The following is a 25,013-nucleotide window of genomic DNA, read 5'->3' as shown; positions in this document are numbered from 1 at the left end:
CCGCGCAGTTATGAAGGAATAATCCTATGTCCATGGCCGTTGGAGATCGGGACGACAATGAACCGATGATGGACATGAACACGACGCCGCTTATCGACGTCATGCTCGTGCTCCTCATCATGTTCATCATCACCATCCCGGTCCAAACCCACGCGGTAAAGATCGATTTGCCGGTGCCGAACAACAATCCCAGCAACGTCGATCCCGAAAAAAACAAGGTGATGATCGATGCCGCCGGCACGATCACCTGGAACGGGACGCCGGTCGATCTGGCGCAGCTGGCGCAATATCTGGAACAGACCAAGGCGATGCCGGTCGAACCCGAATTGCAGGTCCAGCCCGACCCCTATGCGCGTTATATCGTCGTCGACAATGTCATGGCGGTGATCAAGCGCAGCGGCGTCGGCAAGCTCGGCTTCGTCGGCAACGAACAATATGCCCGCGTCTTCTGATCTCTGATCGGGGCCGTCAGGCAAGAATAAGGGGCCGCGAAGCGATTCGCGGCCCCTTTTTTGCGTCTGGAGGCGAGTCACAGAAGCCGCCGTCCAGACATCAGCGCCGCAAGACCGGGACGGGCGACGACGGACGGCGCTCCTAGCGCGGGCGAAGCCCTTTTTGCTCCATCCGCCACTTAGCCATTTCGATGCGGTCCTGGCCGAAAAAGGGTTCACCCTCGAACACCAGGGTCGGCACGCCCCAATGGCCCGCGATTTCGAGCGCGACCTGATTGGCCGCGATCTCGGTGTCAAGCGCCGCTGCATCGCCCTCCGCCTCGGCGTCGAGTTCGGCAAGGTCGAGCCCGGCGCGTTTCGCGGCGTCCGCCAGATGCCCGCCCAGATGCCAGTCCTGCGCGCCGCCCCAGATCAGCTGCCCGACTTCGTGCGCAAAGGCGACACCTTTGCCGCGCCGCGCCGCAGCCTGCCCTATCCGCGTCAGCCGGTAGATATAGGGCTGCTCGGCCGCAATCTCGCGCGTCATGATATTCTGCACGATCGGGTCAGGGCGCGGCGGGCCGAACGGAATGCCGTGAAACTGGGCGACGCGGATCATGTCGCGCATCGTATAGCTGATCCAGTTGGGGTGATTGCGTTCGAAAAAATCCGGCTGGCGCACCGCAAGCGGATAGACCGGACGGAGGTTGATCGTGACGTCATGGCTCGCGGCGAGCGCACGATAGCGCCCGATCGCAAGATAGCTGTACGGCGAACGGAAAGACCAGAAAAGGTCGGCGGTCAAAGTCATCCCCACATCCTGCCCAAAAACATGCCCCACGCAAGCAGTGTAAAGAAAATTTACACCATATTCGAGACTGTTGGCAATCCCGCTTCGTGATTGAATATAGTAGCAATTGCTATTATATCATATGATATGAGTGAAACGATCGGATTCCTGCTGAACGACAGCGCGCGCCTGTTCCGGCGGTCCTTCAACGCGCGGACCAGGGACAGCGGGATCACCGCGCTGCAATGGCGCCTGATCACCTATCTGAAGCGCCATGAGGGGATCCGGCAGGGGCCGCTCGCCGAATTGATCGAGGTTGAACCGATTACGCTATCGCGCATGGTCGACCGGCTCGTCGAATCCGGATTGGTCGAGCGCCGCGCCGATCCCGGCGACCGCCGCGCCTGGCAGCTCTATCTCACGCCGCGCGCGGGCGACCTGCTCGGCGGGGTCCGCCCCGCCGCCGAGGCGCTGAATGCCGAGGCTCTGGAAGGCCTGAGTGCCGCCGAGGCCGCGCAACTGATCGATCTCGTCGAGCGCGTCCGCGCGAATCTTTCCCGCCGTATCTGCCAAAAAGAACAAGAGACTGATTGATGGACCGACTCTCCCCTTCGCCATCGCGCCCCAAAGCCGAAAATGCGGCTCCCGCGGCAGCCCCCAAGGCCGACCCGGTGCCCGCTCCCCCTGCCGCGCCGGTCGCCGAAACCGCGCCGGACAAGCGCGGCTGGCGAACGCGCATCCTGATGTTCGGCTTGCCGCTGGCGCTCGCCGCGGGCGGCGCCGGCTGGTGGCTGACGAGCGGCGGCTCCGTGTCGACCGACAACGCCTATGTCCAGATGGACAAGGTATCGGTCGCCGCCGAGGTCGGTGGGCGAATTACCGAGGTCGCAGTGCGCGACGGGCAACAGGTCGCGAAGGGGCAGCTTCTCTTTCGAATCGACGGCGAGCCCTATGCGCTCGACGTCGCACAGGCGACCGCCGCGATCGACGCGGCCAGCGTCGAGGTCGGCAATTTGTCGGCGAGCGCGAACACCTCGAGCGTCGATATCGCCGCGGCGCGCGAGGACGTGAAGTTCGCGCAAGTCACTTTCGACCGCCAGGCGGCGCTGATGGAAAAGGGCTTCACGACCAAAGCCGCCTATGATGCATCGCGTCACGCGCTTGCCCAGGCGCGTGAGAGCGTCCGTCAGGCCGAAGCCGCAGCCGCCGAGGCGCGCGCCAAACTCGCCGCCGGGCCGTCGAGCGGCGTTAACCCGCAGGTCGAGGCGGCGCGCGTCCAGCGCTCGCAGGCGGAGGTGAACCTCGGCCGCACCACCGTCCGCGCGCCAAGCGCCGGTCGCGTCGCGCAGTCGGACCGGCTACAGATCGGCCAGATGATGGTCGCGGGGTTGCCGGCGGTGACGTTGGTCGACACTGCGCATCCGTGGGTCGAGGCCAATTTCAAGGAAACCGACCTTGCGGACATGCGCGTCGGTCAGCGCGCCGAGATCAGCTTCGACGCCTATCCGGGGCTGAAGATCCGCGGGCATGTGTTGACGATCGGCGCGGGCACGGGCAGCGAATTTTCGGTGCTCCCGGCGCAGAACGCCACGGGCAATTGGGTCAAGGTGACGCAGCGCGTGCCCGTCCGCATTGCCTTCGATGAAAAGCCATCGCGCGACATGATTGCGGGGCTGTCGGCCGACGTCAAAGTCTTCACACGGTAAAAGGGGCGTGGCGAGCGACGCCCTACCCCGTCGGCCATCGGCCGCGGTGCTGCCCGAGAACGACAGCATCCCGCTGCACGAGCGCGTCCGCTATCGCGGCCTGCTGACCGTCGCCGTCATGGGCGCGTCGATCATGCAGATCCTCGACACGACGATCGCCAATGTCGCCATCCCGCACATGCAATCGGCGCTCGGCGCGACGAGCGAGACGGTGACCTGGGTGCTGACCAGCTATATCCTCGCCTCGGCGATCGCGATGCCGATCACCGGCTGGCTTGCCGACCGGATCGGGCGGCGCGAGCTGTTTCTTGGTGCCGTCGCGGGCTTCATCGTCGCATCGATGGCGTGCGGCGCGGCGCAGTCGCTCGAACAGATGGTTGCCTTCCGCTTCCTGCAGGGGATCAGCGCAGCCTTCATCGGCCCGCTGTCGCAATCGGTGATGCTCGACATCAACCCGCCCGAGCGCCACGCGCGCGCGATGTCGATCTGGGGCATGGGGATCATGATCGGGCCGATCCTCGGCCCCGTGCTGGGCGGCTGGCTGACCGAAAGCGTCAACTGGCGCTGGGTCTTCTACGTCAACCTGCCCGTCGGCCTCGTCACGCTCGCGATGATGTGGGCGCTGCTGCCGTCCACCCGCAGAAGCGACCGCCGCTTCGACCTCTTCGGCTTTTCGATGCTCGCATTGGGGCTTGCGGCATTGCAGCTGATGCTCGATCGCGGCGCGCATCTCGACTGGTTCGACAGCCTGGAAATCTGGATCGAACTCGGCGTCTCGGTCGCGTGCCTCTGGATGTTTCTCATCCATATGCTCACCGCGCGCGCGCCGCTGTTCGACCGCACGATGCTCGCCGATCGCAACCTCGTCACCGCGATGGGGTTCATGGTCGTGATCGGCGTCGTGATGTTCGCCTCTATGGCGCTGCTGCCACCGATGCTCCAGAATCTCTTCAGCTGGCCGGTGATCGACACCGGCATCGTCCTTGCGTTGCGCGGGATCGGCATCCTCATGAGCATGTGGGTCGCGGGGCAATTGTTGGGCAAGATCGATGCGCGCTGGCTCGTCGGCACCGGCCTCCTCGTCGCCGCCTACTCGCTGTGGCTGATGAGCCACTGGTCGCTCGCGATGGGGATGCAGCCGGTAATCGTCAGCGGGTTGGTACAGGGGCTCGGCATGGGGCTGATCTTCATTCCGCTGAACACCATGGCGTTCGCGACGATCCAGCCGCAGCACCGCACCGACGGGTCGAGCCTGCTCAACCTCCTCCGCAGTATCGGCGCGTCGGTCGGCATCTCGGTCGTCACGACGCTGCTCGGCGCCAATATCCAGACGAGCCACGAGGATCTGGCGGCGCATGTCACCAACAGCTCGGTCGGGCTGCTCGACCCATCGACCGCCGACCGTTTCGGCATCGCAGGCGACGCCGCGATGGCGATGGTCAATGCCGAGATCAACCGGCAGGCGGCGATGGTCGCCTATATCGACGATTTTTGGGCCATGATGTGGGTGACGCTGGCGTCGGTGCCGCTGGTGCTGTTGCTGCGGCCGCCGCGCCCGGGCGGCCCGAAAGCCTCGGCCGCCGACATGGGCCATTAGCTCGGGCCTGGTCGCGCGGCGGCCGCCCGCTCATTGCGCCTCGACAGACTGCTTGAAGCGCGCCAGCCGCGCGGCCGCCGCCGCGGCGTGCGGGCCGATCCAGCGGTCGTGGATGTCCTGGATCGGCATGGCGTTGAGATGGTTCCAGCGCTCGCGCCCACGGCGTTCAGCGATGACGAGGCCGGCATCCTCCAGCACCTTCAGATGCTGCATCACCGTGCAGCGGTCGAGATGCATGAAGTTGCCGCAAAGCGTGCCCGTCGTCAGCGGCTGATCCTTGAGGTCGTCGAGAATCTGGCGGCGGATGTGCGACGACAGCGCCTTGAAAACCTTGTCATATTCTTCGTGGATTGACATGTTATAAATTTATAACATAAAATCCTTCCGACTCAAGCGGAGAATGGTGATGGAACTGAAATTCAGGGTCGCGGCGCGGATCGCGAAGCCGGTGCACGAGGTGTTCGAGGCGGTCGCCGACCCCGCGAAGCTGTCGAACTATTTTACGACGGGCGGTGCCAAGGGGCGGCTCGAGACGGGCGCGACGGTGGAGTGGGACTTCCATGATTTTCCCGGCGCCTTCCCCGTCTATGTCATCGAGGTCGTGGAGGATGAGAAGATCGTTCTCGAATGGCAGGCGAGCGAGGGCGAGGCGCATAACGTCGAGGGCGGCGAGCCGAAGGATGCCGATTACCGCACGCGCGTGACGATGAGCTTCAAGGCGCTCGACGACGGCCGCACGCTGGTCGAGATCGCCGAGGAAGGCTGGCGCGAGAACCAGGGTGCGCTCAGTGCTTCCTACGGCAATTGCCAGGGCTGGTCGCAGATGCTTTGCGCGCTCAAGGGGTGGATCGAGTACGGCATCAACCTGCGCGAGGGCATGTACAAATAGCGCGCGTCAGTCGGGATATTCGAGGCGGAGCGGGCGCGAGCCGATCGGGGCGCCGGTGTTGGCGTCGACGACGACGGGGCGGACGATTTCGCCCGTCGCGGCGTCGCGATGGCGGCTGAGCGCGCCCGCGCCATTATATTTACGCCCCCATGCGCCGATCGCCATCAGGATCGGCAGGAAGTCGCGCCCCGCGTCGGTGAGCAGATATTCGTCGCGCGGCGGGTGCTCGCTATAGCGGTTTTTCGCGATCAACCCGGCCTCGACCAGCGCCGAAAGCCGCCGCGACAAAATGTTCGGCGCGATGCCGAGGCTGGTGCGCAATTGCTCGTAGCGCGTCAGCCCGCGCTCGATATCGCGCAGCACCAACATGCTCCAGCGGTCGCCGACGCGCATCAATCCGCGGTCGACGGGGCAGGTGCCCAAATTAATTTCATCCAAGGTCATTGAAGTCATATGGGACAGTCACTATCATTTTGCAAGTGACCCGATGGAGGGCCGCCTGCAAAGGAGAATGACGATGACGATTCCCACTGGAACGGCCCTGATCACAGGCGCCTCGACCGGCCTTGGTGCCGTTTATGCCGACCGCCTCGCGCGGCGCGGGCACGACCTGATCCTCGTTGCGCGCAACGGCGCGCAGATGGACGACCTCGCGGCGAAACTGCGCGCCGAATATGGCGTGGCGATCGACGTGATCGCCGCCGACCTCACCAAAGGCGACGATGTGACGCGGATCGAGCAGCGACTGATCGACGACGCGAACATCGGCCTTTTCGTCAATAATGCCGGCATGTCGCTCAAAGGCGGCACGCTGGAAAACAGCCCGGCGGAGATCGAGACGATCGTCGCGCTCAACATCACCGCCGCGGCGCGGCTCGCGATCGCCGCGGGCAAGGCGTTCGGTGCACGCGGCACGGGTGCGATCGTCAACATCGCCTCGGTTCTCGCGCTTGCCCCCGAGCAATTCGAGGGCGTGTACAGCGGATCGAAGGCGTTCCTGCTGAATTTAAGCCACGCGCTCGCCGCGAACGGCCGCGAAAAGGGCTTCCATGTCCAGGCCGTACTTCCCGGCGCGACGCGTACCGAAATCTGGGAGCGGTCGGGCAAGGATATCGACGCCTTCCCGTCCGAGATGGTGATGAGTGCCAGCGACCTCGTCGATGCGGCGCTGCTGGGGCTGGATCGCCGCGAGGAGGTGACGATCCCGCCGCTCGCCGACGAAGGCCAGTGGAAGAGCTATTACGCCGCGCGGCTTGCAATGGGCCCGAACCTTTCGCGGCGCGATGTGGCGGAGCGGTACAGGGTGAAGGAAGCGGTTTGAACTGACGGGAGGGTGGCGATCGAAAGCCGCCCTCCCGAACGTCTCGAAGCGACCGATTGCGGACATTGGCTGCTGCGTTATGATTGCGTGATGAAACAGTTGCCTGTCGCACTTCTATTCGTATCCCTTGCAAGTTGCGCGACGCTTCCAAAGCCAAATGACATTTCGGAATATGCGGAGCTTGAGGGGGTAGTCGGTCAGGACGTTACCCTAGCGGGATTCTGGTCAACGCAGCATGAGGCTACGGGGATTTACTTCGGCAAACGGGAGTATCGGGACGCGCCCAAACATTGTGTCGCGGTCACTCCGTCCCTCGAAGCGGCCCACGGCAGTGGTGTGCGGATTAGCGGGACTTTAGAGAAAAGCCCCTGTGGCACGGAGCTAATCTGCCTCACCGTTTGTCAGCCCTATATTCTCAGGAACGCTCGCGTGGCCAGATAATCAGCGGTTGTCCGCTTCCCACCCCAAAGCCGTCTAGGCATTCCGCGCCATCAGGCCGCCGTCGACCGGGATCACTGCGCCGGTGATGTAGCTCGCGGCGGGCAGGACGAGGCCGAGCGTCACATGCGCGACCTCTTCGGGCTCGCCGTAGCGGCGGAGCGCGGTGCGGCGCCGCGCGAAGACCGCCTTGTCCTCTTCGGGCACCTTGTCGGTCATGCCGGTGCGGATCGGGCCGGGGCAGATGCAGTTGACCGTGATGCCATCCTTGCCAAGGTCGACTGCTAGGCCGCGCGTCAGGCCGGTGACGCCGGTCTTGGCGGCGACATAAGGCGTGTCGCCGGGGGTTGCGCCGAGGCCCTCGGTCGAGGCGATGTTGACGATGCGCGCGGCGTCGCTTTGGCGCAGCCAGGGCAGCGCGGCGCGGACCATGCGCTGGTGGGCGGTCAGCATCACCGCGAGCGCGCGGTGCCAGATCGCGTCATAGTCGTCCCCGGCGTCGAGCGGGGCGAAGCTCGAGACGCCGGCGTTGTTTATGAGGATGTCGATGCCGCCGAAATGCGCGGCGATCTCTGCGACGACGCGCTTGACCGCCTCGCCATCGGCGACGTCGAGCGCGACGGCCTTGGCATTCGGCCCCGCCTCGGCGGCGACGGCTTCGCAAGCGGCGAGGTCGAGGTCGGTGACCGCAACCTTCGCGCCTTCGCTGGCGAGCAGCAGCGCGGTGGCACGGCCCATGCCGCTCGCGGCGCCGGTGACGATCGCGACGCGGCCCGCGACGGAGCGCGACAGCGTCAACGGAAGGGCGGCTCGTTGAACGCGCGCAATTTGCGGCTGTGGAGCTTGGCGCCCTCGTCGCGCATCGTCTCGCACGCGCGGATGCCGATCTGGAGATGTGCGGCGATCGCCTCTTCGTAGAAGCGGTTCGCCTGTCCGGGCAGCTTGAGTTCGCCGTGAAGCGGCTTGTCGCTGACGCAGAGCAAGGTGCCGTAGGGGACGCGGAAGCGATAGCCCTGCGCGGCGATGGTCGCGCTTTCCATGTCGATGCCGATCGCGCGCGATTGCGAGAAGCGCAGCGCGCTGTCGGTATAGCGCAACTCCCAGTTGCGGTCGTCGGTGGTGACGACGGTGCCGGTGCGCATGCGCTTCTTGAGGTCGGCGCCGCTGGTGCCGGAGACGGACTCGGCGGCGGTCGCGAGCGCGACCTGCACTTCGGCAATCGGCGGGATCGGGATTTCGGGCGGCAGCACGCCGTCGAGGATATGGTCGTCGCGCAGATAGGCGTGCGCGAGCACATAGTCGCCGATGCGCTGGCTGGGGCGCAGGCCGCCGCAGTGGCCGATCATCAGCCAGGCTTCCGGCCGCAGCACCGCGAGATGGTCGCAGATCGTCTTGGCGTTCGATGGGCCGACGCCGATGTTGACGAGCGTGATGCCGCCGCCGTCCGGCGCGATTAGATGATAGGCGGGCATCTGGTGCCGCCGCCACGCGCTGTCGGCAACGAGCGCGCTGGCGTTGACGCCAGGCTGGTCGACATAGAGGCCCGCCGCGCCCGCGAGCGCGGTATATTTGCCTTGGCCGACCTGCGACCCCGCCCAGGCGACGAATTCGTCGACGTAACGATGATAGTTGGTGAACAGGATGTAGCGCTGGAAATGCTCGGGCGCGGTGCCGGTGTAATGGCGGAGGCGCGCGAGGCTGAAGTCGGTGCGCAGCGCGTCGAACAGCGCGAGCGGCTGCTGCTCGGTCGGGTCGGCGCCGAACAGGCCGTCAGCGAGCTCGTCGCCAATGTCGGCGAGCTCGGTCGTCGGGAAATGGCGTGCGAGTTCGAGCGGGGTGACTCCCCCCATGTCCGACCCGTCGCTCGCATCGAGCACATAGGGGAAGGGGATCTGTTGCCCGGTGCGCGTCACCTCGAGACTGATGTCGTAATGGCGCGCGAGCAGCATCAGCTGGTCGCGAAGATAGTCGGCGAACAGGTCGGGGCGGGTCACCGTGGTGACGAAGGTGCCGGCGCGCTCGAAGCGGCCGAAGGACAGGTTATGCCCCTTTTGCCCCTCGCGCTGTTCGCCCGTCGTCGTCAGGCGGATCGCCGGATAGTCGAACAGACCCTTTGCCGCGGCGTCGGCCGGCGGCAGCGTGCGATCGCGGACATAGGCTGCGATCGCCGATTTGAGGTTGGTGACCGACGCGCGGAAGCGGTCCTGCAGCTCGGTAACGATCGCTTCGACGAGGGCGGAAGGATCGGCGGTGTTTTCGTTGGTCGATGATCTGGATGTCATCGCGTCGCTGTTGCACGAAATTGTGACAAAAGAAAAGGGGGCGGCCCTTTGCGACGTCTCTCGATAAAGGGAAGGCAGCGCGGCAGCGCGCCGCCTTCCCTTTTGATCAGAGCTGCTCGAGCATATGGTCGGCGCTCGACACCTTGAATTCGCCGGGCGTTTCGACGTTGAGCTGTTCGACGACGCCGTCGTTGACGATCATCGAGAAGCGCTGGCCGCGCTTGCCCATGCCGAACGCCGTGCCGTCCATCGTCAGGCCGACGGCTTCGGCAAAGGCGCCATTGCCGTCGGCGAGCATGGTGACGCTGTCACCCGCGCTGGCGCTCTTGCCCCATGCGCCCATGACGAAGGCGTCGTTGACCGCGGTGCAGACGATTTCGTCGACGCCCTTGGCTTTCAGTTCGTCGGCCTTGTCGACAAAGCCGGGCAGATGCTTGGCCGAACAGGTCGGGGTGAAAGCGCCGGGGACCGAGAAGAGCGCGACCTTGCGGCCCTTGAAATAATCGGCGGCGGTAACCTGTTCGGGCCCGTTTTCGGTGACCTTCACAAAGGTCGCGTCGGGCAGCTTGTCTCCGGTCTGGATCGTCATCGTCGGCATCCTTGTCTTGAGGGGGTTTTGGTCGCGCCGACATCGGGTGGCCCGACGCGGGAGTCAAGCGGCGACGGGGCGCGTCGGGCATTTTGGTCGATGTCCCACCCAGGTTTCGAGCGGTTTCCCATTATCTTTCCTTGCCCTCCGCGGCGATGGGAAGGGCAGGTCGGCCTTGCGGGGGGCAGGCTGCGTATCAACCGGGGTTCGCTGCCTGCATCTCGGCGATCAGCGCATTGTCAATTTCCTTCGCGCGCTTGTACGCCGCGCGCTCGCGCAGGCCCGCGGCATAGGCCTCGAACGCCGGGCGCGACGGGATGGTGCCGAATTGCAGCCCCCAATCGATCTGGCTGCCGACATAGACATCGGCGGCGCTGAACCGCTCGCCCGCGACACAGGATTTGCCCGCGACCGCCCCTTCGAGCGCGTCGAGCGCCGCCGCGAGCGAGCCGAAGCCCGCCATGCGCTGCTGGTCGGCATCGGGTTCGATCCCGAAAAGCTTGGCGGTGATCGCCTGCTCGACGGGGCCTGCGGTGAAAAAAAGCCAGCGATAATAATCGGCGCGGTCGGCCGGGTCGGGGGCGAGCCCGGCCTCGGGAAAGGCGTCGGCGAGATAGGCGCAGATCGCGGCGCATTCGGTGACGGCCTTGCCCTTGTGGACGATCGCCGGAACCTTGCCCATCGGGTTGACCGCCAGATATTCGGGGTCTTTCATCGTCGTGCCATAATCGAGGATGCGCGGTTCGTAGGGCGCGCCGACCTCTTCGAGCATCCAGCGCGCGATCTGTCCGCGCGACATCGGGTTGGTATAGAAAATCAGCTCTTCGGCCATCGCGCTTCTCCCACGGGTTTCGATTCGATTGAGAACATATCAGGAACATTATTAGACTGCCAGCGGGCTTGTTTTGTCACCGTTCGCAGCTAAGGCAAAGCGATGAGCGACGAACGCATCTGGACCGCCGCCGTGCTGGTGATCGGCGACGAGATTCTCTCGGGCCGCACGCAGGACAAGAATGTGTCGCAGATCGCGACCTGGCTCGACGTACAGGGGATCAGGCTGCGCGAGGTACGGATCGTGCCCGATGTCGAGGAGGAGATCGTCGATGCGCTGAACGCGATCCGCGCGCGCTATGACTATGTCTTCACCACCGGCGGGATCGGGCCGACGCACGACGACATCACCGTCGACGCGGTGGCGAAGGCGCTCGGCGTCGGGGTGATCGTCCATCCCGACGCGCGCGCGATCCTCGAACGCTATTATAGCGCGCGCGGCGGCGAGCTGACCGACGCGCGGCTGCGCATGGCGCGAACCCCCGACGGCGCCGAGCTCATTCCCAACCGCATGTCGGGCGCGCCGGGCATCCGCATCGGCAATTTGTTCGTGATGGCAGGCGTGCCGCATATCACCGCTGGGATGCTCGATGCGCTGACCGGCGAGCTCGAGGGCGGAGCGCCGCTGGTGGCACACACGATCGGGGCGTGGGCGCCCGAAAGCGAGATCGCCGACCTGCTCCGCCTGGGCGAAAAGGAGCATCCGGGGGTCGCGATTGGCAGCTATCCCTTCTTCCGCGACGGGAAGGTCGGCGCGAATTTCGTCATCCGATCGGTTGACGCCGCCGAGGTCGCGGCGTGCGTCGCGATGCTGACTGCCGGGCTCGAAGCGCTTGGCTATGCCGTGACCGACGGCGGCATCTGATCGACGGGCTGCGCGCGCGGCAGGCGGCGGAGCATCAGGATCGCGAGCAGGCCGAAAATCGCGGCGACAATAAATGCGGCACCCGGGAAATGCACCGGCGCCCTGTCGGCGGTGAAATAAGCCATAGTCCCGGTCAGCAGCAGCGGCGCGACGAGCTGGCCGAGGCCCATCGCCATCGCCGAAATCCCCTGCACCTCGCCCTGTGTCTCCGCGGTGGCGCGGCGCGACATCATCGCCATCAGCGACGGCTGGACCGGGGCCTGCAACGCGACGGGGATCAGCAGCAGGAAGGCGCCGATCGTCGAGGTGGTGAAGGCATAGCCGATATAGACCGCGACCGCGACGAGGATGCCGAGCGTCGCCGCGTCGCGCTCGCCGAAGCGCGCGACCGCGGGGCCGACGACGAATACCTGCCCCAATGCGATCATCACGCCGACCGCGGCGAGGCTCGCGCCGATCATCCCCGGCGTCCAGCCGAGCTGCGCGATGCAATAAAAGCTCCACGTCATCGGATAGACGAGGCTCGCGATCTGCCACAGCACGAGCACGCCCGCGACGCCGTCCATTCCCGGCAGCGCGCGCATCGTCTTCCACGCGCCGAGCGGGTTTGCGCGGCGCCAGTCGAAAGCGCGGCGGCGTTCGGGGGGCAGCGTTTCGGGGAAGATGAAAAGGCCGTAGAGCATGTTCGCGGCGGCGAGGATCGCGGCGGCGACGAACGGCGCGCGCGGGCCGATCTCGCCGAGGAAGCCCCCGATCGCCGGCCCGGCAACGAAACCGATCCCGAACGCCGCACCGACGAAGCCGAAATTGCGCGCGCGCTCCTCGGGCGCGGTGATATCGGCGACCGCCGCCTGCGCCGCGGCATAGCTGCCGCCGAAAATGCCCGACAGAGCGCGCGCTACAAACAGCCAGGGCAGGGTCTCGACGACCGTCAGCAGCGCATAGTCGGCCGCGAGCCCCCCGAGCGCGAGGAGCAGCACGCGCCGCCGCCCGAAATGGTCGGAGAGATTGCCGAGCACCGGCGAGGCGATAAAGGTCGCGACCGCCATGACGAGCCCGATCCACGCGCCGACCTCGATCGCGTGCGGCAGCTCGATCTCGCCGACCTCCATCACGAACTGCGGCAGCACCGGCATGATGATGCCGAAGCCGACCGCGTCCATGAAGATCGTCGTGACGATGAAGGGGATGGTGCGCCGCGCGGTCACTTGTTCTTTTTCCCAACTGTCATTAGCGGCACCGATCCCCTAGCTATGCGTTGCCGATAGATGAAACTCGAAATCTCCGCCTCCCTAAATTACCGGCTGTCCGAACCGGTCGACCTGATGTTGCAGATCGAGGCAGCGGACGGGCATGGCCAGCATGTCATCGATGCGTCGCTGGACCTCGGCGAGCCCGACGTCGTGGCGCGCGTTCCGGCTGCGGACGGGCTTTGCGAGCCGATCTGGTTGCGTGCGTCGGGCAGTCTGCGCGCCGAATATCGCGCGCTGGTCGAAATCAACCGCCCCGATACCGATTTTCGGGCGCTCGCCGCGGTTCCGCTCCACCGCCTGCCCGCCGAGGCGATCCCCTATCTCAACGAATCGCGTTACTGCCCGTCGAACAAATTCCATGCCTTTGTCGAGCGCCGCTTCGGCGACCATGAGGGCGGCGCGAAAATCGGCCGGATGCGCGACTGGATCGAAAGCCGCTTCACCTATGTTTCGGGGTCGAGCGATGCAGAGACGGGCGCGCTCGACAGTTTTGTCGAACGGCGCGGCGTGTGCCGCGATTATGCGCATGTGATGATCGCGCTCGCCCGCGCCGCGCATATCCCGGCACGGATGGCGAGCGCCTATGCGCTGCGCGTCTCGCCGCAGGATTTCCATGCTGTCGCCGAAGTCTATCTCGGTGGCGACTGGCACCTCGTCGATGCGACCGGCATGGCGCGCGCTTCGGAAACGGCCCGCATCTGTGTCGGCCGCGACGCCGCCGATATTTCTTTCCTCACCGCCTATCGCGATATTGCGTTCGTCGACCAGTCGGTGAAGGTCGAGCGCGCGACGGCCCGACGCTTGGCCGAGCAAGCATAGCTTGCCGCTGCGAAATCGTCTGTCGAATGGAAAGCCGCGGGGTTTGCCGCGAAAACTGGAGCGGGCGAAGGGATTCGAACCCTCGACCCCAACCTTGGCAAGAAATTACTGCAAATACCCCAGAGCTTCTTTTTCTACGCCAAGGTACGAAAAACCAAGCATTTGTTGACTTAGGCCTACGATATTGTATCCTAGCGCTACCCTGCGAAGCGGTGAATTTCTATTACGTCCTTATTACTTTTCGAATCAGCCACCCTCGCGTAATATGATGGAGGAACTTGTGGCGCTTGCAAAGCTCAATAAGCGGACGGTCGATGCGCTGGCTGCACCAGCGACAGGCCAGGCATTTCTTTGGGATACCGAGATCAAGGGTTTCGGTGTCCGTGTCGGCGCAACCGGGACGAAAACCTTCGTCATCCAATATATGAATGAGGAAGGCCGGGTTCGGCGGGTGAAGATCGGGCGCTTCGGCGTGATGACGGTCGAGCAAGCCCGCGAGCTCGCAAAGATTCAGTTGGGCAAGGTCGCCTCTGGTGAAGATCCCGCAGAGGAGTCGCGCCGGGTCCGGAAGGATCTCAATGTCGCCGAGATGTGCGAATGGTATCTCGTAGAAGCGCGAGCCGGCCGCATTCTTGGACGGAAGAACCGTCCGATCAAGGACACCTCGCTCAACATGGACGAGAGCCGCATCCGAACGCATATCATCCCGCTGATGGGCAAACGCCTCGTGCGGAAGCTGACGATCGCCGACGTCGAGGCCATGCAGAATGACATCGCCACCGGTCAGACCCGAAAGCCTCCTTCGGGCGGGCGCGGCGGCCGCCCGACGGGCGGTGCCGGCGTCGCCGGGAGGAGCCTCGGCACCCTTCAGGCCATTCTCGGCCATGCAAAGCATAAGGGGCTGATTGCAGAGCATCCGACGAAGGGCGCGAAGAAGCTCGCGACCAAGAAGAAGACCCGGCGTCTCAGCATCGCCGAGATCGAGCTACTTGGCCGCGCAATCGGCCGGGCCGAATTGGGTTCGGAGAACCCCGTTGCGCTCGCAATTGTCAGGACGCTCCTTCTGACCGGCTATCGGCGGGAAGAGGCACAGGCACTGCAGCGGCAGTGGGTCAATCCCATGGGCGGTTACGTCGCGTTCCCCGACACGAAGAGCGACGCGCAATATCGGGCGATCGGACCCGAGGCGATCAAGATCGTCGTCGCACAGCCCGAAATTGCCGGCTGTCCCTATGTCTTTCCCGCGTCGAATGGAGAAGGCCCGTTTACCGCCGTCAGCGACTGCCTGGCCCGCCTGTGCCGCTCGGCCGGCATCGAGGGTGTAACGCCGCATACGCTGCGTCACACCTTCGGGAGCATGGCGGGCGAACTCGGCTTCTCCGAGCTCACGATCCGCGCGATGCTAGGCCACGCGTCGCAAAGTGTGACGCAGGACTATGTTCATATCGATGAAGCCGTGAAGCTGGCGGTCAGCCGCACTTCGGACGAGATCGCAAAACATCTCGAGACTGGCGTGCGGAAGGCGGCAAAGATGAAGTTCGCCGCCTGATCAAGGCGGCGAACCGTCGCGCGCTTCCATCGCCTCCAAAATCTGCACGCCAATGATTTCTAGGCTGGAGTTGTCGATGTCGGGCACTTTGCGGATCGAAAGGTCGTGCTTCAGGATGGCCAGGTCCTTCATGAGCTCCAGCTCGCCGCTCTCCTTCACAAAGCTCGGCACCAGAATATAGGAGCCGCCCGCTGGATAATTCTCGAGAAAGAAACGCAGGTTGGTGTCAACGGCCGGCTCAAGCAATTTGAGCCGGCTGGGCATGCTCATCAGCGCGCCTTCCTCCGGCTCCACGCCCGGCATCAGCAGCACGGCATAATGGGACGGGGGCCGTCCGGGCAGTTCGCGCAGGATCGCGACATGTATCGCCCCATCCGCGTCGCGTGCCCCGAACCGTTCGCGCCACCGCTCGAAAATCTCGCGGCCCGCCTCGCGGTCTTCGAAGTGCAGGCCGATGATGGGGAGGTCGTACTCAAGCCCGAGCATCACGCCGATCCACCCCGCGCGCTCCCACTGCGGAATGTCCAATATCGACCGGACTTCGACGCTGCGATGATCGCCCGCCGCATATCGCTCGCTGACCTTTTCCTCTTCGGGATCGCTGTCGGGCACGCGCACGATCACTGGCCGATCGGGCTTCGGCGGAAAGCTCTCAAGCGACAAGGCATCCCACTCGGCCAGACGCGACGCCTTGCTGTTCATTGAGCGGATGCGACTGTTAGAGCTCGCCACCGCAGAGCTGACCCGTTCCAGCAGGGATTCCTGGCGGAAGAGCCTTTCGAGCGAAATCTTCTGCCCGTCGGAGGTCGAGGTCGCGAGGAGCATCAACGTCGACAAAAGCAGGAACTGGCTGTGAGTGCCATCTTCGCCCAGATGGTCTGCGGGCGTCGATCCTGATGGCCAGTGCAGCGTTGCCCGCATCCTCTTTTGATCAAAATCGACGCTCGGCGCCGTCGCGCCCGTGCTCTCGACCAGATCGATATCGAAGCGCTCGACAAAGGCCCCGATCCGCAACCCGATCGTCGTCGCGAACAGCGTATCGATAACAGCAAGGAGTGTCTGGGCGGCGAGGATCGAACTGTCGCTGCCCGGCACATGCACGACCACCCGCATCCCGATAACGCGGGTTTCGATGCTGTGCGGCTCGGGAGAGCCAGTGAGCAGTGGCCGCCCTCGCAGGTCGCCGGCCGGCTGGTTGGCTACCCGCGCGAACGTCTCTTCCAGCCCACCTTCCGGCTCCTCCTCCGGCTGCCGCTCGCCGAGCCGCTCGACATAACCAAGGACATAGAGAAGCGCGCCGCAGCACATGGGCAGACCCAGCTGCTCCAGCACCGAAGGCAATGCCGCCATCGCGTCGAGGTCTTCAGCCGAGCTATTCAAGAATTGGCTGGCGAGGACCCCATCCATCTGTTTGAGCCGGTCGTCCACGCGCGCTTTCGACTCGTCATCGAGCGGCAGCATTTTCCGGCAGCCGTTGATCATCCGGATCGCATCGAGCGTTTCGGGAAGCAGCCGCAGCTCGATATCGATCCAGGTCAGCAACATGAAGGCGGGAACCAAGGTAACCGACGGATGGGTGTCATGTTCCGAATCTGCGATGATCGTCGCGACCGCGAACAGCGCAGCGGCGCGGGCAGCCCAGAGCATCCCGATCCCCTGATAGGCGACGGCGAGCATGTAGCTCGCCTCGATCAGCTCTTCGGCATATTCGCGCTTGGTCAGCTGGTGCGTTGCCCGCCCGAGCAGGCGGATACGTTCGAGGCGATCGGCACTCGCATCGAGGCGGCTTGCCCGCCGGAGCAGGATCCGGCCGCTTTCGCCTTCGCCCACTCGCTTACCCATGAATTCGGCGAGTTGGTCGACGAGTTCGCCATAGGCCGGGTCCTTCGCGCCCAGTGGTCCCACGCCGTCGACCAATTGCGACAGCCGGTCAGCGTCATATTCGGCGAGGCCAGCAGCGGCTTCGAGAATTGATCCCGCTTCCTGCCAAAGGGGCGCCCGATCTTCACTGCGGTCGAAGGCGGTCGTTGTGACATCGAGCATCAGCAACGTCGTTCGGGCCTCAAGGGCGTTGTTTGGCCGGTCCTTCTCGCCTGCGAAGAATTCGAGCCGGTCGACAAGCGGCCCCCGTCGTTCATCAAGGCGCACGACCTCGGCCGGCCGATAGCCCTGCGCGACGGCACTGATCAGGCACTGCAGGAGGTTTGCGACACGTTCCGCGTGCCGCGCTGCCGGCGAACCGAGGGCAAGCTCTGCAAACGCATCGAATTCCCGCTCGAGAAGATCGAAATCATCGAACCAGTAGAAGCCGGTCCAGAGCCGCTGATAGCGTGCTTCGATACGCTGGCTGAGCGATCCCGACTGATCGGCGAGACGGATGGCCCGATCAAGCCGTCCGTCGGTCTCGAACCGCGGCCGCTCCAATTCCTTTGAAAGCGTCGCAGCGAGCAGCGCGTCGGTCGCGCGCTGTGCCTCGACTCCCTCATAAGCGGCGGGGTCCTGAATCGCCTTCTCAAGATCTTCAAGCTGCTGCAATCGCGCATAGTCTGCCGGACCGACCCGCGCCTTCTCGTTGCGCTTTCCAACACCGAGGTAATCGACCGCCAGATCCTGATGCCCTTTGTTCAGAATCCGATCGATGATCCAGCTTCGATCCAATATCTCGACGCGAAAGCCAAATTTCTCGGACAGCTCATCCTGAATCTTGGCGATGTCTTTGGAGCGGCCGTAACGCGAGGTGACGACGAACACCTTCGCGTAGGGACGTCCCGTCCCCGCGATGCCCTCGATGTCCGAGCGCGCCTTTTGCTGCCACTGCTTCTTTGCACTGAAAGCAAAGGCCCAGCGCTCGCTGCCCGAATTTGCCTCGCCAACATAGTGCAGCGTTGCGATCTCATCGGCGACGGCGAAGGTCTCGCTGTCGGCCTTGCTGTCGCCGCCACCTTCCGGGCCGGTGGCCAGCTTCAGATTGGGGCAGATGATCCGCTCGCAGAGTTTGCGACAGAAGATCTCGAAATCATGGGTCTCGTTGCGCGCCGTGACATATTCGAGCCGCTGCTCCAGCTCATAGGCTTCGAGGATGAAGGCCGGTTCGGATCCGCTATCGGAAAACTCGTCGGGTCTCAGCTGGCGCATGAATTCCGAAGGAAGAATAGCGCCCATGGCCTCGGGCAGATCGGCCGAATCGTCGGGATGGTCCATAGAACAAGTCTAGAACATCGTAATTTCACACGCGAGCGGGAATTCCCTCCGACATGCTCCGCTACGCTTTCGGAAGAAGCGCCAGCGCCACCCTCAAATCAACATCGGTCTCGCACGCCTCGATCGGGCGGCGACCGGCAAGCTTGGGATGCGCGCTGTTGAGGAAGAGGTGCGCGCGGTCGGGATCGCGGAAGGCCTTGTTGGAGGCGGTCGTGAGCCGCTTGCGAAATTCCTCCGCCGCTTCCGCCGCCAAAACCCGGCGCTTCCTCAAGTCCTCGGCGCGCTCGATATGGCTGAAGGCTCGCCAATAGAGATCGTCGCTGCCACACGCCCACTCGGTGATCGGCACTCCGTCGACCACCGTCGATGCGAGCCAGGTCTCGGCCTCGTCCTTGAGCGCGTTTTTCGCGGCAATAGCGAAGTTCCGCCGCCGGCTTTCCTTCGCGTCTTCGATGCGCTTGCGCTCGGCGGCTTCCTTCGCCTCGCGCTTCTGTCGGATACCGTCGCGCCACTCCTGAAAGGGCAATCCGCAAAGATCGTCGACGATGGGAAGGTCGCGGTAGCTGCGCGACATGTCGAAGATCGCCCGGACCCGCTTGTCCAGCGCGTGAAAATCATCGCCGCCTTCCTCCGCCACCTTCCAGGGATTTCGGCCGTCGACATTATATCGCCGCATCCAGCGCCGGCTGAAACCATCGGGATTGGGATGGCCGGCATCCTTGGCGATGCAGGCAACGGTGCGCTCGAGGTCATGGCGATTGTGAACGCGGGCATGAAGATCGGGGTCGACATAGAAGCGCTGCTCGTCACGCTCCCAGACCACGGCCTGCCGGTCGGTGAAGAGGTTGAATAGATATTCGGTCACGGCTTGGCTGGGCGACCCGAAGCTCTCCCGCGAGTAGCCTGCCGCTGCCAGCGCGTTCGGTTTGTAATTGCTGAGGTCGGTGCGCAGCATCCATGTCGGCAGCACGCTCTCGAGATTGGCCTCGTTCGGCCACTCGCCACGGATATGGATGTCCGATCCCGCCGAGTATTTAATGCTCGGCTTGTAGATCAGGGCATGCACGAGCGCTGCCTGCCACAACTGAGGACGCACTGTGAACCAATGGCCCATCCGGCTCTTGGCCCCGAGCAAATAGTCCAGTTCGGCATATTGAAGATCGGCCATGATCTCCGCGACCCATTCGGTATCGACGGGAGGCTTCTGCGGCCGGTCCCGGATATGCCATCGGAGCGCCTCGCCCTTGCGCGTCGCTTCCGCCGTGACCCGCTCGGACAAGCGCTTAGCGGAACGCTCGCGATCCGGATGATGGATCCAGTGCCGCGGTGCGTCGTGCAAAATCTGCTCGTCGAGTTCGGCGCCATCAAGCTGGCGCCAACGCACTCCGGAAAGATCGATCTCGATCATCGGGCAGCCTGCGCGCGCGACCTTCTGCTGCTTCTCCTCATCGACCGCGTGCGACACCTTGAATTCCACCGCGCGGCGATCGGGCCCGATCCACACCATGGCATCGGGCTGGAAATCGCCCTCAGATGTCTCCAGCCTCACCTCGTCGAGCGCAAATTGCCCGCCTTCGAAAACGACCTCCTCCAGCCGCTCCTCGCACAGGACAAGGCTTGGCAGGGTGACCCGCCGGACAGCAGAGAGCAGCAGCTTGGCGTAGAGATGCAGGGCCGTCTCGCCTGAGCATCGGCTGTCGGACTGGTGCGCGAAATGCTTCCGCATCTTCTTCGGGAGCCGAAGGGTCAGTCGTTCCTTGCATCCAAGGCAGGTAAAGGGGCCGTCGCGGTGCGATACGATCTGTTCGACGTGCCGAACCACGCCATCGCCGCATGCAGCGAAAGGCACCCGCAAGCCCGAGGGATCGGGCTTCGTTGTGCAAGGCCGCAGAGGTTGGGTCGGCCGCTCAGGAGCAAAATGCTCGTCCACAGGGCGATCATAATCGACCCTGTGTGCGCATACAAAATACTCTTTACCGCCTAACGCCGCGCCTTCGCAAAACCGCGATCGGTCGCGACGAACCTTTCCAGCATCGGGGGTATCAGCCGTTCGATCGATAACGGCTCCGACAGGCCATTTTCCTTCGCATGTGCCACGGCATAGTCGGCGAGATCGCGCGCAAGCTTGCCCGTGAGTTCGACAGCAGCCTTGACCGGCTTCTCATCGACGATCGGCCCAAGTCGCAGCCGACTCATCTCCAATCCACCTGCGGCTCGAGAATGAGGTCGCGGGTGACGATCACGCGGAGCGCGAAACCCGGCCGGATGGTGAGCGTCGGACGCACCGCCAGTTCGCGCTCGACGATGCGGCGCCCGGCCTGGCTCGTGCTGTCCTGCATCCCGTAGCGCAGTGCCCGGGCGAGTTCGTCGTCGCCGCCGACGCTGAGCTCGCTCCCGACCCCGAGCAGGGTCGAGACGAGCGCGGCGCGGACCATCCGGCCCCAATGATTGTTCACCCGATCCTCCAGCCCCGACATGCCTGCGGCGTCGGCGCCGGGCTGCCGTTCGAGGCGGATCGATCGTCCGCCGGGCAAGATGAGGCGATCCCATGCGAGGAGCACCCGGCTCTGTCCCGCCGCGATCTCGCTGTCATATTCGCCGATCAACCGCGACCCTTGCGGGATGAGCAGGATACGCCCGGTCGGACTGTCATAGATATTCTGCGTCACCTGCGCGCTGATCTGGCCCGGCAGGTCCGAGCGTATGCCCGTGATGAGCGCTGCCGGAATGACGGTTCCGGCCTGCACGACAAGCGCGGAGCTCGGGGCGATCAGGCGCTCGCCACTTTCGAGGGGCCTTTTCGACCCCGACGCCAGAAACTGGCGCCGCCCCTCATTGGCCGTGCGAGGCTCCGCCGCCTGTTCGGGCGCGGCCGCCTCGGCGGACACAATATCTGTTGCGGCGGAACTTGCGGTTCCGCCCCCCAGAAAGAGCCGGCTCGTCTGGGCGCTCTCGCGCTCCTGCAGTGCCCGCTGCCGCGCCTGTTCGGCGGCCGCCACGCGCGGGTCGGGAGGATTGCCCCTTTCCGCGCCGATCGGCGGGACGGGGATGGCTTCGCCGCTGCCCTGCGCCGCAACGATCGGCCGGCCAAGGTCGCCGGGGAGCGGCGGACCGAGCTTCGGCACGGCGCCATAATCGGCGGGGGCTCCGGTGACCGCGTCGGGCCTCGCATTGTTGCTCGCTTCATAGAGCTCCTGCCGCTCGGCCGGGGCCGGCGTGCGCAGTGCCCACATGAGCGATGCCGCGATCGCGAGACCGCCGGCCCCGCCGATAACCGCCAGCGTTTTCCGCGACAGGCGCATGACCCGCGGCGTCTCACCCGCGAGGCGGAACGCATCGGGGCTCGCAGGGGCGATCGGCGCAACCTCGGCCTCGGCGGGCACAGCGTCGGCGCCCGGCTGTTCGGGCGCCGTCACGACCGGCCTCGCGGGCGCGGCGTTTCGCGTTCGATCCGTACGGCCTTGGCGCCGCGCCCGCTCCCGAGCCGGAGTTCGGCGCGATCGAAGAGCCGGTCGACGATCATGTAACGCCCGTCGACGCGGTAGTTGAGCAGCTCGGCCGCGCCCTTCTCGCCGATCGCGAAAAGCGGGGGCATGTCCGCGGTTGCGATCGCAGCGCCGAATTCGACGAAGAGTTGGCGCCCATCGTCAAAGACGCGCACGGGCCGCCAGGGGACCTTCGCGCCGGAAATGCGATAGGCAAAGCTCAGCGCCGCGAAATCAATCCCGCCTGCAACAGGGGCGAGCCGTGCCTGTTCACTCTCGGCGGCGCGAAGCGCGATCAGCTCGTCCTGCGGATAGGACCAGGAGACCGCCGCCATATAGGTGGCGGGGGTCGCGCGCAGCTCGATGTGATAGGTCCGACGGCTGGTGTTGATGACCAGATTCGTCATGATGTCGGGGCGCGTGGGCTTCACCAAAATATGGACGCGGCGCGACGCGCCCGTCCCGCTCACCGTATCGCCGATGACCCAGCGCACCGTGTCGCCTGCCGCCACAGGCCCCGGACCGACAAGCTCCTCGCCTTCCTGCAATGCGATGTCGGTGACCTGTCCGGGGGCGGTGTAGACCTGGAACAGCGCGCCATCGGCCCAGGCATATTTCTGGATGGCGTTGAGGAAGGTCGCGCGCTCGGGCTGGACGCGCGCCGCGTCGTTCGCGCGGCCGACCTGCGTGCGCGGATCGGCGGGCGCCGCATGCGCCGGCAGCGCGAGTGTGGCGGCGCCGAGAAGAAGGGTAAGGCGGATCATTGGCTGAGCTCCTTCGACCAAGAAATAGCGGAGACAAAAACGCCGAGCGGGTTCCGGCGCAGGGCGTCGGGGGTGCGGGGCGGCTGGATCGAAGTGGTCAGGATCGCCGACCAGCGCGACGTCTCGACGAGGCTGCCGTCCTGATAGCGGCGCTCGGTCCAGGCGAGGCGGAAGCTGTCGCGCGATGCGCGGATCACGCTCGACACGTCGACGGCGACCTGCATCTTGCCGACCTCGGCAAAGGGATCGTTCGCGCGGGCGTGGTCGCTCAGCGCCTGTGCGCCCTTGGGCGTGGTGAAGTCGTAAGCGCTGAGCCAGTCCTTGCGCAGCACCACCGGATCGGCCGGGATCGAGCGGACATGCTCGATGAAGCGCGCGAGATGGAAGGCGATCTGCGGGTCGGTCGGCGAATAGTCGGCATCGGCGGGCGCCACCGACCTGGCCTCGCCGAGCTTGTCGACCTCGACGACCCAAGGGGTGATCGTGCCGCGCATCGACTGCCAGACGAGCGCCGAGGCGAGACCGCCCGAAAGCGCGAGACAGCCGAAGAAGGCGAGACGCCAGCTTTTCGCCTGGGTGCGGGCCGAGCCGATGCGGTCGTCCCAGACCTGCGCCGCGCGCTGGTAGGGCGTAACCGGGACCGGGGACTTGCCATAATGTTGGGACGGGCGTCGAAACATGGGTTCAATCCTTCTGGCTGATGTCGGGAGCGGAGCCGGCGCCATGGCTGTCGCCGGCCTTGAGGGTCTGCGAGGCGATGGTGGCGCCCGAGGTGACGGCCTGCCGCCGCTTCATGGCGGCCGCCCAGGTCGGGGGCGACGCCGCGCCGTCGCTGGCGGTGGCAGCGCCGGCCGCGGACTTGCCCGCCTGCCCCGCGGCATAGCTTTGACGCAGGCGGTCAGCCGCGGCGCGGAGCGGCGAACCCGCGCCGCGCGCCGTGTCACGCGCCACATTGGCGAGCCCCGCACCGAACGCCCGCATCCCGCTCTTCCCGGCCGCACCCCGGGCATAGGATGCCGAAGCGCTGCCTGACGCGCGCGAGGCGCCGAGCGCGGTGCGACCGACGGCGCTGCTCGCAGCGCCCGCCGCCAGCGTCGCGCCGGCCGCCCCGGCAGCGATGGTCGCGCCGGCCGCGAGGGTGGTGCCGGCAGCGGCGCCTGCGCCGAGCTGCGGGCCGCCCGCCACGATGCCGTTGGCGACGCTCGGACCGAAGATGCCGAGACCGAGCAGGGTCAAGGCGCCAAGGGCGATCGCCATCACCTCGCGGATGTCGGGTTCGGTCCCCAGCCCCGCGTCCATGAAGCGCTGAAAGAGGGTCGTGCCGATGCCGGTGATGACCGCGAGCACGAGGAGCTTGATGCCCGAGGAGATGATATGGCCGAGGACGCGCTCGGCCATGAAGGCGGTGCGTCCGAAAAAGGCGAAGGGCAGCAGGACGAAGCCCGCGAGCGTCACCAATTTGAACTCCAGGATCGTGACGAAGACCTGCACCGCGAGAATGAAGAAGGCGATCACGACGATCACCCAGGCGATCAGCAGGATCAGGATCTGGACAAAGTTGGTGAAGAGCCCCACCGGGCCGACAAGATCGGCGGTCGCGTCGAGCAAGGGCTCGGCCGCGTTGAGGCCGGTGGACGCGATCATGCCGGGGCGCATGAAATCGCCGATCGCCATCGCGCTTCCTGCCGCTTTCAGGCCCAGCCCGGCGAAGCTCTCGAGCAATATCGTGGCCAGCGCCTGGAAATTGCCGATGATGAAGGCGAAGACGCCGATATAGAGCGTCTTCTTCACCAGCCGCTGCAGCACATCCTCATCGGTGCCCCATGCCCAGAAGAGCGCCGCGATCGTGATGTCGATCACGATCAGCGTCGAGGACAGGAAGCCGACCTCGCCGCCGAGCAATCCGAACCCGCTGTCGATATAGGTCGAGAAGACCGACAGGAAATTATCGATAACGCCGGTGTCGTTCATGGCTTGCTCTTTTCGGTCCGGAAGAAATGGCGCCGCTTCGCTTCCCAGGCCGCCTCGCATTCGGGATCGGCTTCGGTGGCGGTTCGGCAGCGACGAAGCGTGTCGCCATAATCGGGGGGTGCGTCCGCCCCGGAGATCGCGGGGGCGGACGCACGGGGCGCGGGCGGATCGAGCGCGGCGACAAGGGCAAGGGTCAGCGCAAGACCCAGGACGATTGCCCCCATCACCAGCC

25 protein-coding genes are annotated in these 25,013 nt (G+C 65.1%); 9 read left to right on the top strand and 16 right to left on the bottom strand.

Annotation, left to right across the window (positions count from 1 at the left end; genetic code table 11):
- Positions 1 to 26: 26 nt before the first annotated feature.
- Positions 27 to 452 (top strand): ExbD/TolR family protein, encoded by a 426-nt coding sequence (locus tag ATE71_RS20070; RefSeq protein WP_058805108.1) that lies wholly within the window; start codon positions 27 to 29, stop codon positions 450 to 452.
- A 142-nt stretch (positions 453 to 594) separates the two neighbouring features.
- Here ATE71_RS20070 and ATE71_RS20065 read toward each other — a convergent pair whose 3' ends face one another.
- A complete protein-coding gene (locus ATE71_RS20065) occupies positions 595 to 1,242 on the bottom strand; it encodes a 2-hydroxychromene-2-carboxylate isomerase (RefSeq protein WP_058805107.1) in 648 nt (215 codons plus the stop codon).
- A gap of 126 nt (positions 1,243 to 1,368) precedes the next feature.
- Between ATE71_RS20065 and ATE71_RS20060 the strand changes: the two genes are divergently transcribed.
- From ATE71_RS20060 to ATE71_RS20050, 3 genes are read left to right on the top strand one after another with little or no spacing between them, the layout of a single operon-like run.
- Complete coding sequence (locus ATE71_RS20060) at positions 1,369 to 1,815, top strand: MarR family winged helix-turn-helix transcriptional regulator (protein ID WP_058805106.1); 447 nt, start codon at positions 1,369 to 1,371, stop codon at positions 1,813 to 1,815.
- On the top strand, positions 1,815 to 2,927 hold the full coding sequence (locus ATE71_RS20055) for an HlyD family secretion protein (protein WP_082665326.1): 1,113 nt from the start codon (positions 1,815 to 1,817) through the stop codon (positions 2,925 to 2,927). Before ATE71_RS20060 ends, ATE71_RS20055 begins: the two co-directional genes overlap by 1 nt.
- A 7-nt stretch (positions 2,928 to 2,934) precedes the next feature.
- Positions 2,935 to 4,524, top strand: coding sequence for an MDR family MFS transporter (locus tag ATE71_RS20050; protein ID WP_058805105.1), 1,590 nt, complete (start codon positions 2,935 to 2,937; stop codon positions 4,522 to 4,524).
- A gap of 30 nt (positions 4,525 to 4,554) precedes the next feature.
- Here the strand turns inward: ATE71_RS20050 and ATE71_RS20045 are convergent, their stop codons facing one another.
- On the bottom strand, positions 4,555 to 4,881 hold the full coding sequence (locus tag ATE71_RS20045; RefSeq protein WP_058805104.1) for an ArsR/SmtB family transcription factor: 327 nt from the start codon (positions 4,879 to 4,881) through the stop codon (positions 4,555 to 4,557).
- Between the two features lie 49 nt (positions 4,882 to 4,930).
- Here ATE71_RS20045 and ATE71_RS20040 point away from each other — a divergent pair, with 49 nt between their 5' ends.
- Positions 4,931 to 5,413: an SRPBCC family protein gene (locus ATE71_RS20040; RefSeq protein ID WP_058805119.1), complete on the top strand. Its 483-nt coding sequence runs from the start codon at positions 4,931 to 4,933 to the stop codon at positions 5,411 to 5,413.
- Positions 5,414 to 5,419: 6 nt separating this feature from the next.
- Here the strand turns inward: ATE71_RS20040 and ATE71_RS20035 are convergent, their stop codons facing one another.
- The gene (locus ATE71_RS20035; RefSeq protein WP_152998864.1) at positions 5,420 to 5,857 is read right to left on the bottom strand and encodes a winged helix-turn-helix transcriptional regulator; all 438 of its coding nucleotides are present in this window, start codon (positions 5,855 to 5,857) and stop codon (positions 5,420 to 5,422) included.
- A gap of 73 nt (positions 5,858 to 5,930) precedes the next feature.
- On the opposite strand from ATE71_RS20035, the gene ATE71_RS20030 reads away from it, so the two are divergent.
- Positions 5,931 to 6,734, top strand: a complete 804-nt coding sequence (locus tag ATE71_RS20030; RefSeq protein ID WP_321164294.1) for an SDR family NAD(P)-dependent oxidoreductase — start codon at positions 5,931 to 5,933, stop codon at positions 6,732 to 6,734.
- A gap of 474 nt (positions 6,735 to 7,208) precedes the next feature.
- Here ATE71_RS20030 and ATE71_RS20025 read toward each other — a convergent pair whose 3' ends face one another.
- The 4 genes from ATE71_RS20025 to ATE71_RS20010 all read right to left on the bottom strand — a co-directional run bounded on the left by ATE71_RS20025 (position 7,209) and on the right by ATE71_RS20010 (position 10,875).
- Entirely contained in the window at positions 7,209 to 7,970 is a 762-nt protein-coding gene (locus ATE71_RS20025) for an SDR family NAD(P)-dependent oxidoreductase (protein ID WP_058805102.1), read from the bottom strand.
- Positions 7,967 to 9,454 (bottom strand): AMP nucleosidase, encoded by a 1,488-nt coding sequence (locus tag ATE71_RS20020; protein ID WP_058805101.1) that lies wholly within the window; start codon positions 9,452 to 9,454, stop codon positions 7,967 to 7,969. Before ATE71_RS20020 ends, ATE71_RS20025 begins: the two co-directional genes overlap by 4 nt.
- A gap of 106 nt (positions 9,455 to 9,560) precedes the next feature.
- Entirely contained in the window at positions 9,561 to 10,043 is a 483-nt protein-coding gene (locus ATE71_RS20015) for a peroxiredoxin (protein WP_058805117.1), read from the bottom strand.
- A gap of 196 nt (positions 10,044 to 10,239) precedes the next feature.
- The gene (locus ATE71_RS20010; RefSeq protein ID WP_058805100.1) at positions 10,240 to 10,875 is read right to left on the bottom strand and encodes a glutathione S-transferase family protein; all 636 of its coding nucleotides are present in this window, start codon (positions 10,873 to 10,875) and stop codon (positions 10,240 to 10,242) included.
- Positions 10,876 to 10,977: 102 nt separating this feature from the next.
- Here ATE71_RS20010 and ATE71_RS20005 point away from each other — a divergent pair, with 102 nt between their 5' ends.
- A complete protein-coding gene (locus tag ATE71_RS20005; protein ID WP_058805099.1) occupies positions 10,978 to 11,739 on the top strand; it encodes a competence/damage-inducible protein A in 762 nt (253 codons plus the stop codon).
- Here the strand turns inward: ATE71_RS20005 and ATE71_RS20000 are convergent.
- Positions 11,712 to 12,947 carry an MFS transporter gene (locus ATE71_RS20000; RefSeq protein WP_082665325.1) on the bottom strand — a complete coding sequence of 412 codons (1,236 nt, stop codon included), beginning with the start codon at positions 12,945 to 12,947 and terminating at the stop codon, positions 11,712 to 11,714. The two genes, ATE71_RS20005 and ATE71_RS20000, sit on opposite strands and share 28 nt — an antisense overlap.
- 60 nt (positions 12,948 to 13,007) lie before the next feature.
- On the opposite strand from ATE71_RS20000, the gene ATE71_RS19995 reads away from it, so the two are divergent.
- Together ATE71_RS19995 and ATE71_RS19990 are read left to right on the top strand one after the other, a co-directional pair.
- A complete protein-coding gene (locus ATE71_RS19995; protein WP_058805097.1) occupies positions 13,008 to 13,811 on the top strand; it encodes a transglutaminase-like domain-containing protein in 804 nt (267 codons plus the stop codon).
- Positions 13,812 to 14,091: 280 nt separating this feature from the next.
- Complete coding sequence (locus tag ATE71_RS19990) at positions 14,092 to 15,360, top strand: site-specific integrase (protein ID WP_152998866.1); 1,269 nt, start codon at positions 14,092 to 14,094, stop codon at positions 15,358 to 15,360.
- Here ATE71_RS19990 and ATE71_RS19985 read toward each other — a convergent pair whose 3' ends face one another.
- The 8 genes from ATE71_RS19985 to trbK-alt all read right to left on the bottom strand — a co-directional run.
- Positions 15,361 to 18,561 carry a hypothetical protein gene (locus tag ATE71_RS19985; protein ID WP_058805095.1) on the bottom strand — a complete coding sequence of 1,067 codons (3,201 nt, stop codon included), beginning with the start codon at positions 18,559 to 18,561 and terminating at the stop codon, positions 15,361 to 15,363. It lies immediately after the preceding gene.
- A 61-nt stretch (positions 18,562 to 18,622) separates the two neighbouring features.
- Positions 18,623 to 20,410: a competence protein CoiA family protein gene (locus ATE71_RS19980; protein ID WP_152998863.1), complete on the bottom strand. Its 1,788-nt coding sequence runs from the start codon at positions 20,408 to 20,410 to the stop codon at positions 18,623 to 18,625.
- A 131-nt stretch (positions 20,411 to 20,541) separates the two neighbouring features.
- Positions 20,542 to 20,757: a DUF2274 domain-containing protein gene (locus ATE71_RS19975; protein ID WP_058805093.1), complete on the bottom strand. Its 216-nt coding sequence runs from the start codon at positions 20,755 to 20,757 to the stop codon at positions 20,542 to 20,544.
- The gene (locus tag ATE71_RS19970) at positions 20,754 to 21,977 is read right to left on the bottom strand and encodes a TrbI/VirB10 family protein (protein ID WP_058805092.1); all 1,224 of its coding nucleotides are present in this window, start codon (positions 21,975 to 21,977) and stop codon (positions 20,754 to 20,756) included. The genes ATE71_RS19975 and ATE71_RS19970 overlap by 4 nt, the downstream gene beginning before the upstream one ends.
- A complete protein-coding gene (gene trbG / locus ATE71_RS19965) occupies positions 21,974 to 22,810 on the bottom strand; it encodes a P-type conjugative transfer protein TrbG (protein ID WP_082665324.1) in 837 nt (278 codons plus the stop codon). The genes ATE71_RS19970 and trbG overlap by 4 nt, the downstream gene beginning before the upstream one ends.
- Positions 22,807 to 23,490 carry a conjugal transfer protein TrbF gene (trbF, locus tag ATE71_RS19960; RefSeq protein ID WP_058805091.1) on the bottom strand — a complete coding sequence of 228 codons (684 nt, stop codon included), beginning with the start codon at positions 23,488 to 23,490 and terminating at the stop codon, positions 22,807 to 22,809. Before trbF ends, trbG begins: the two co-directional genes overlap by 4 nt.
- Before the next feature lie 4 nt (positions 23,491 to 23,494).
- Entirely contained in the window at positions 23,495 to 24,781 is a 1,287-nt protein-coding gene (gene trbL, locus ATE71_RS19955; RefSeq protein ID WP_058805090.1) for a P-type conjugative transfer protein TrbL, read from the bottom strand.
- Positions 24,778 to 25,013 (bottom strand): putative entry exclusion protein TrbK-alt (gene trbK-alt / locus ATE71_RS19950; RefSeq protein WP_081933118.1); only part of this gene is annotated, 236 nt, incomplete at its 5' end. The genes trbL and trbK-alt, both read right to left, overlap by 4 nt.

This window comes from Sphingopyxis sp. H115, assembly GCF_001468465.1.
In the GTDB taxonomy this organism is placed as follows: Bacteria; Pseudomonadota; Alphaproteobacteria; order Sphingomonadales; family Sphingomonadaceae; genus Sphingopyxis.
The sequence above is the reverse complement of the archived record's forward strand: the minus strand, read 5'-3'. Positions and strand labels throughout refer to the sequence as shown.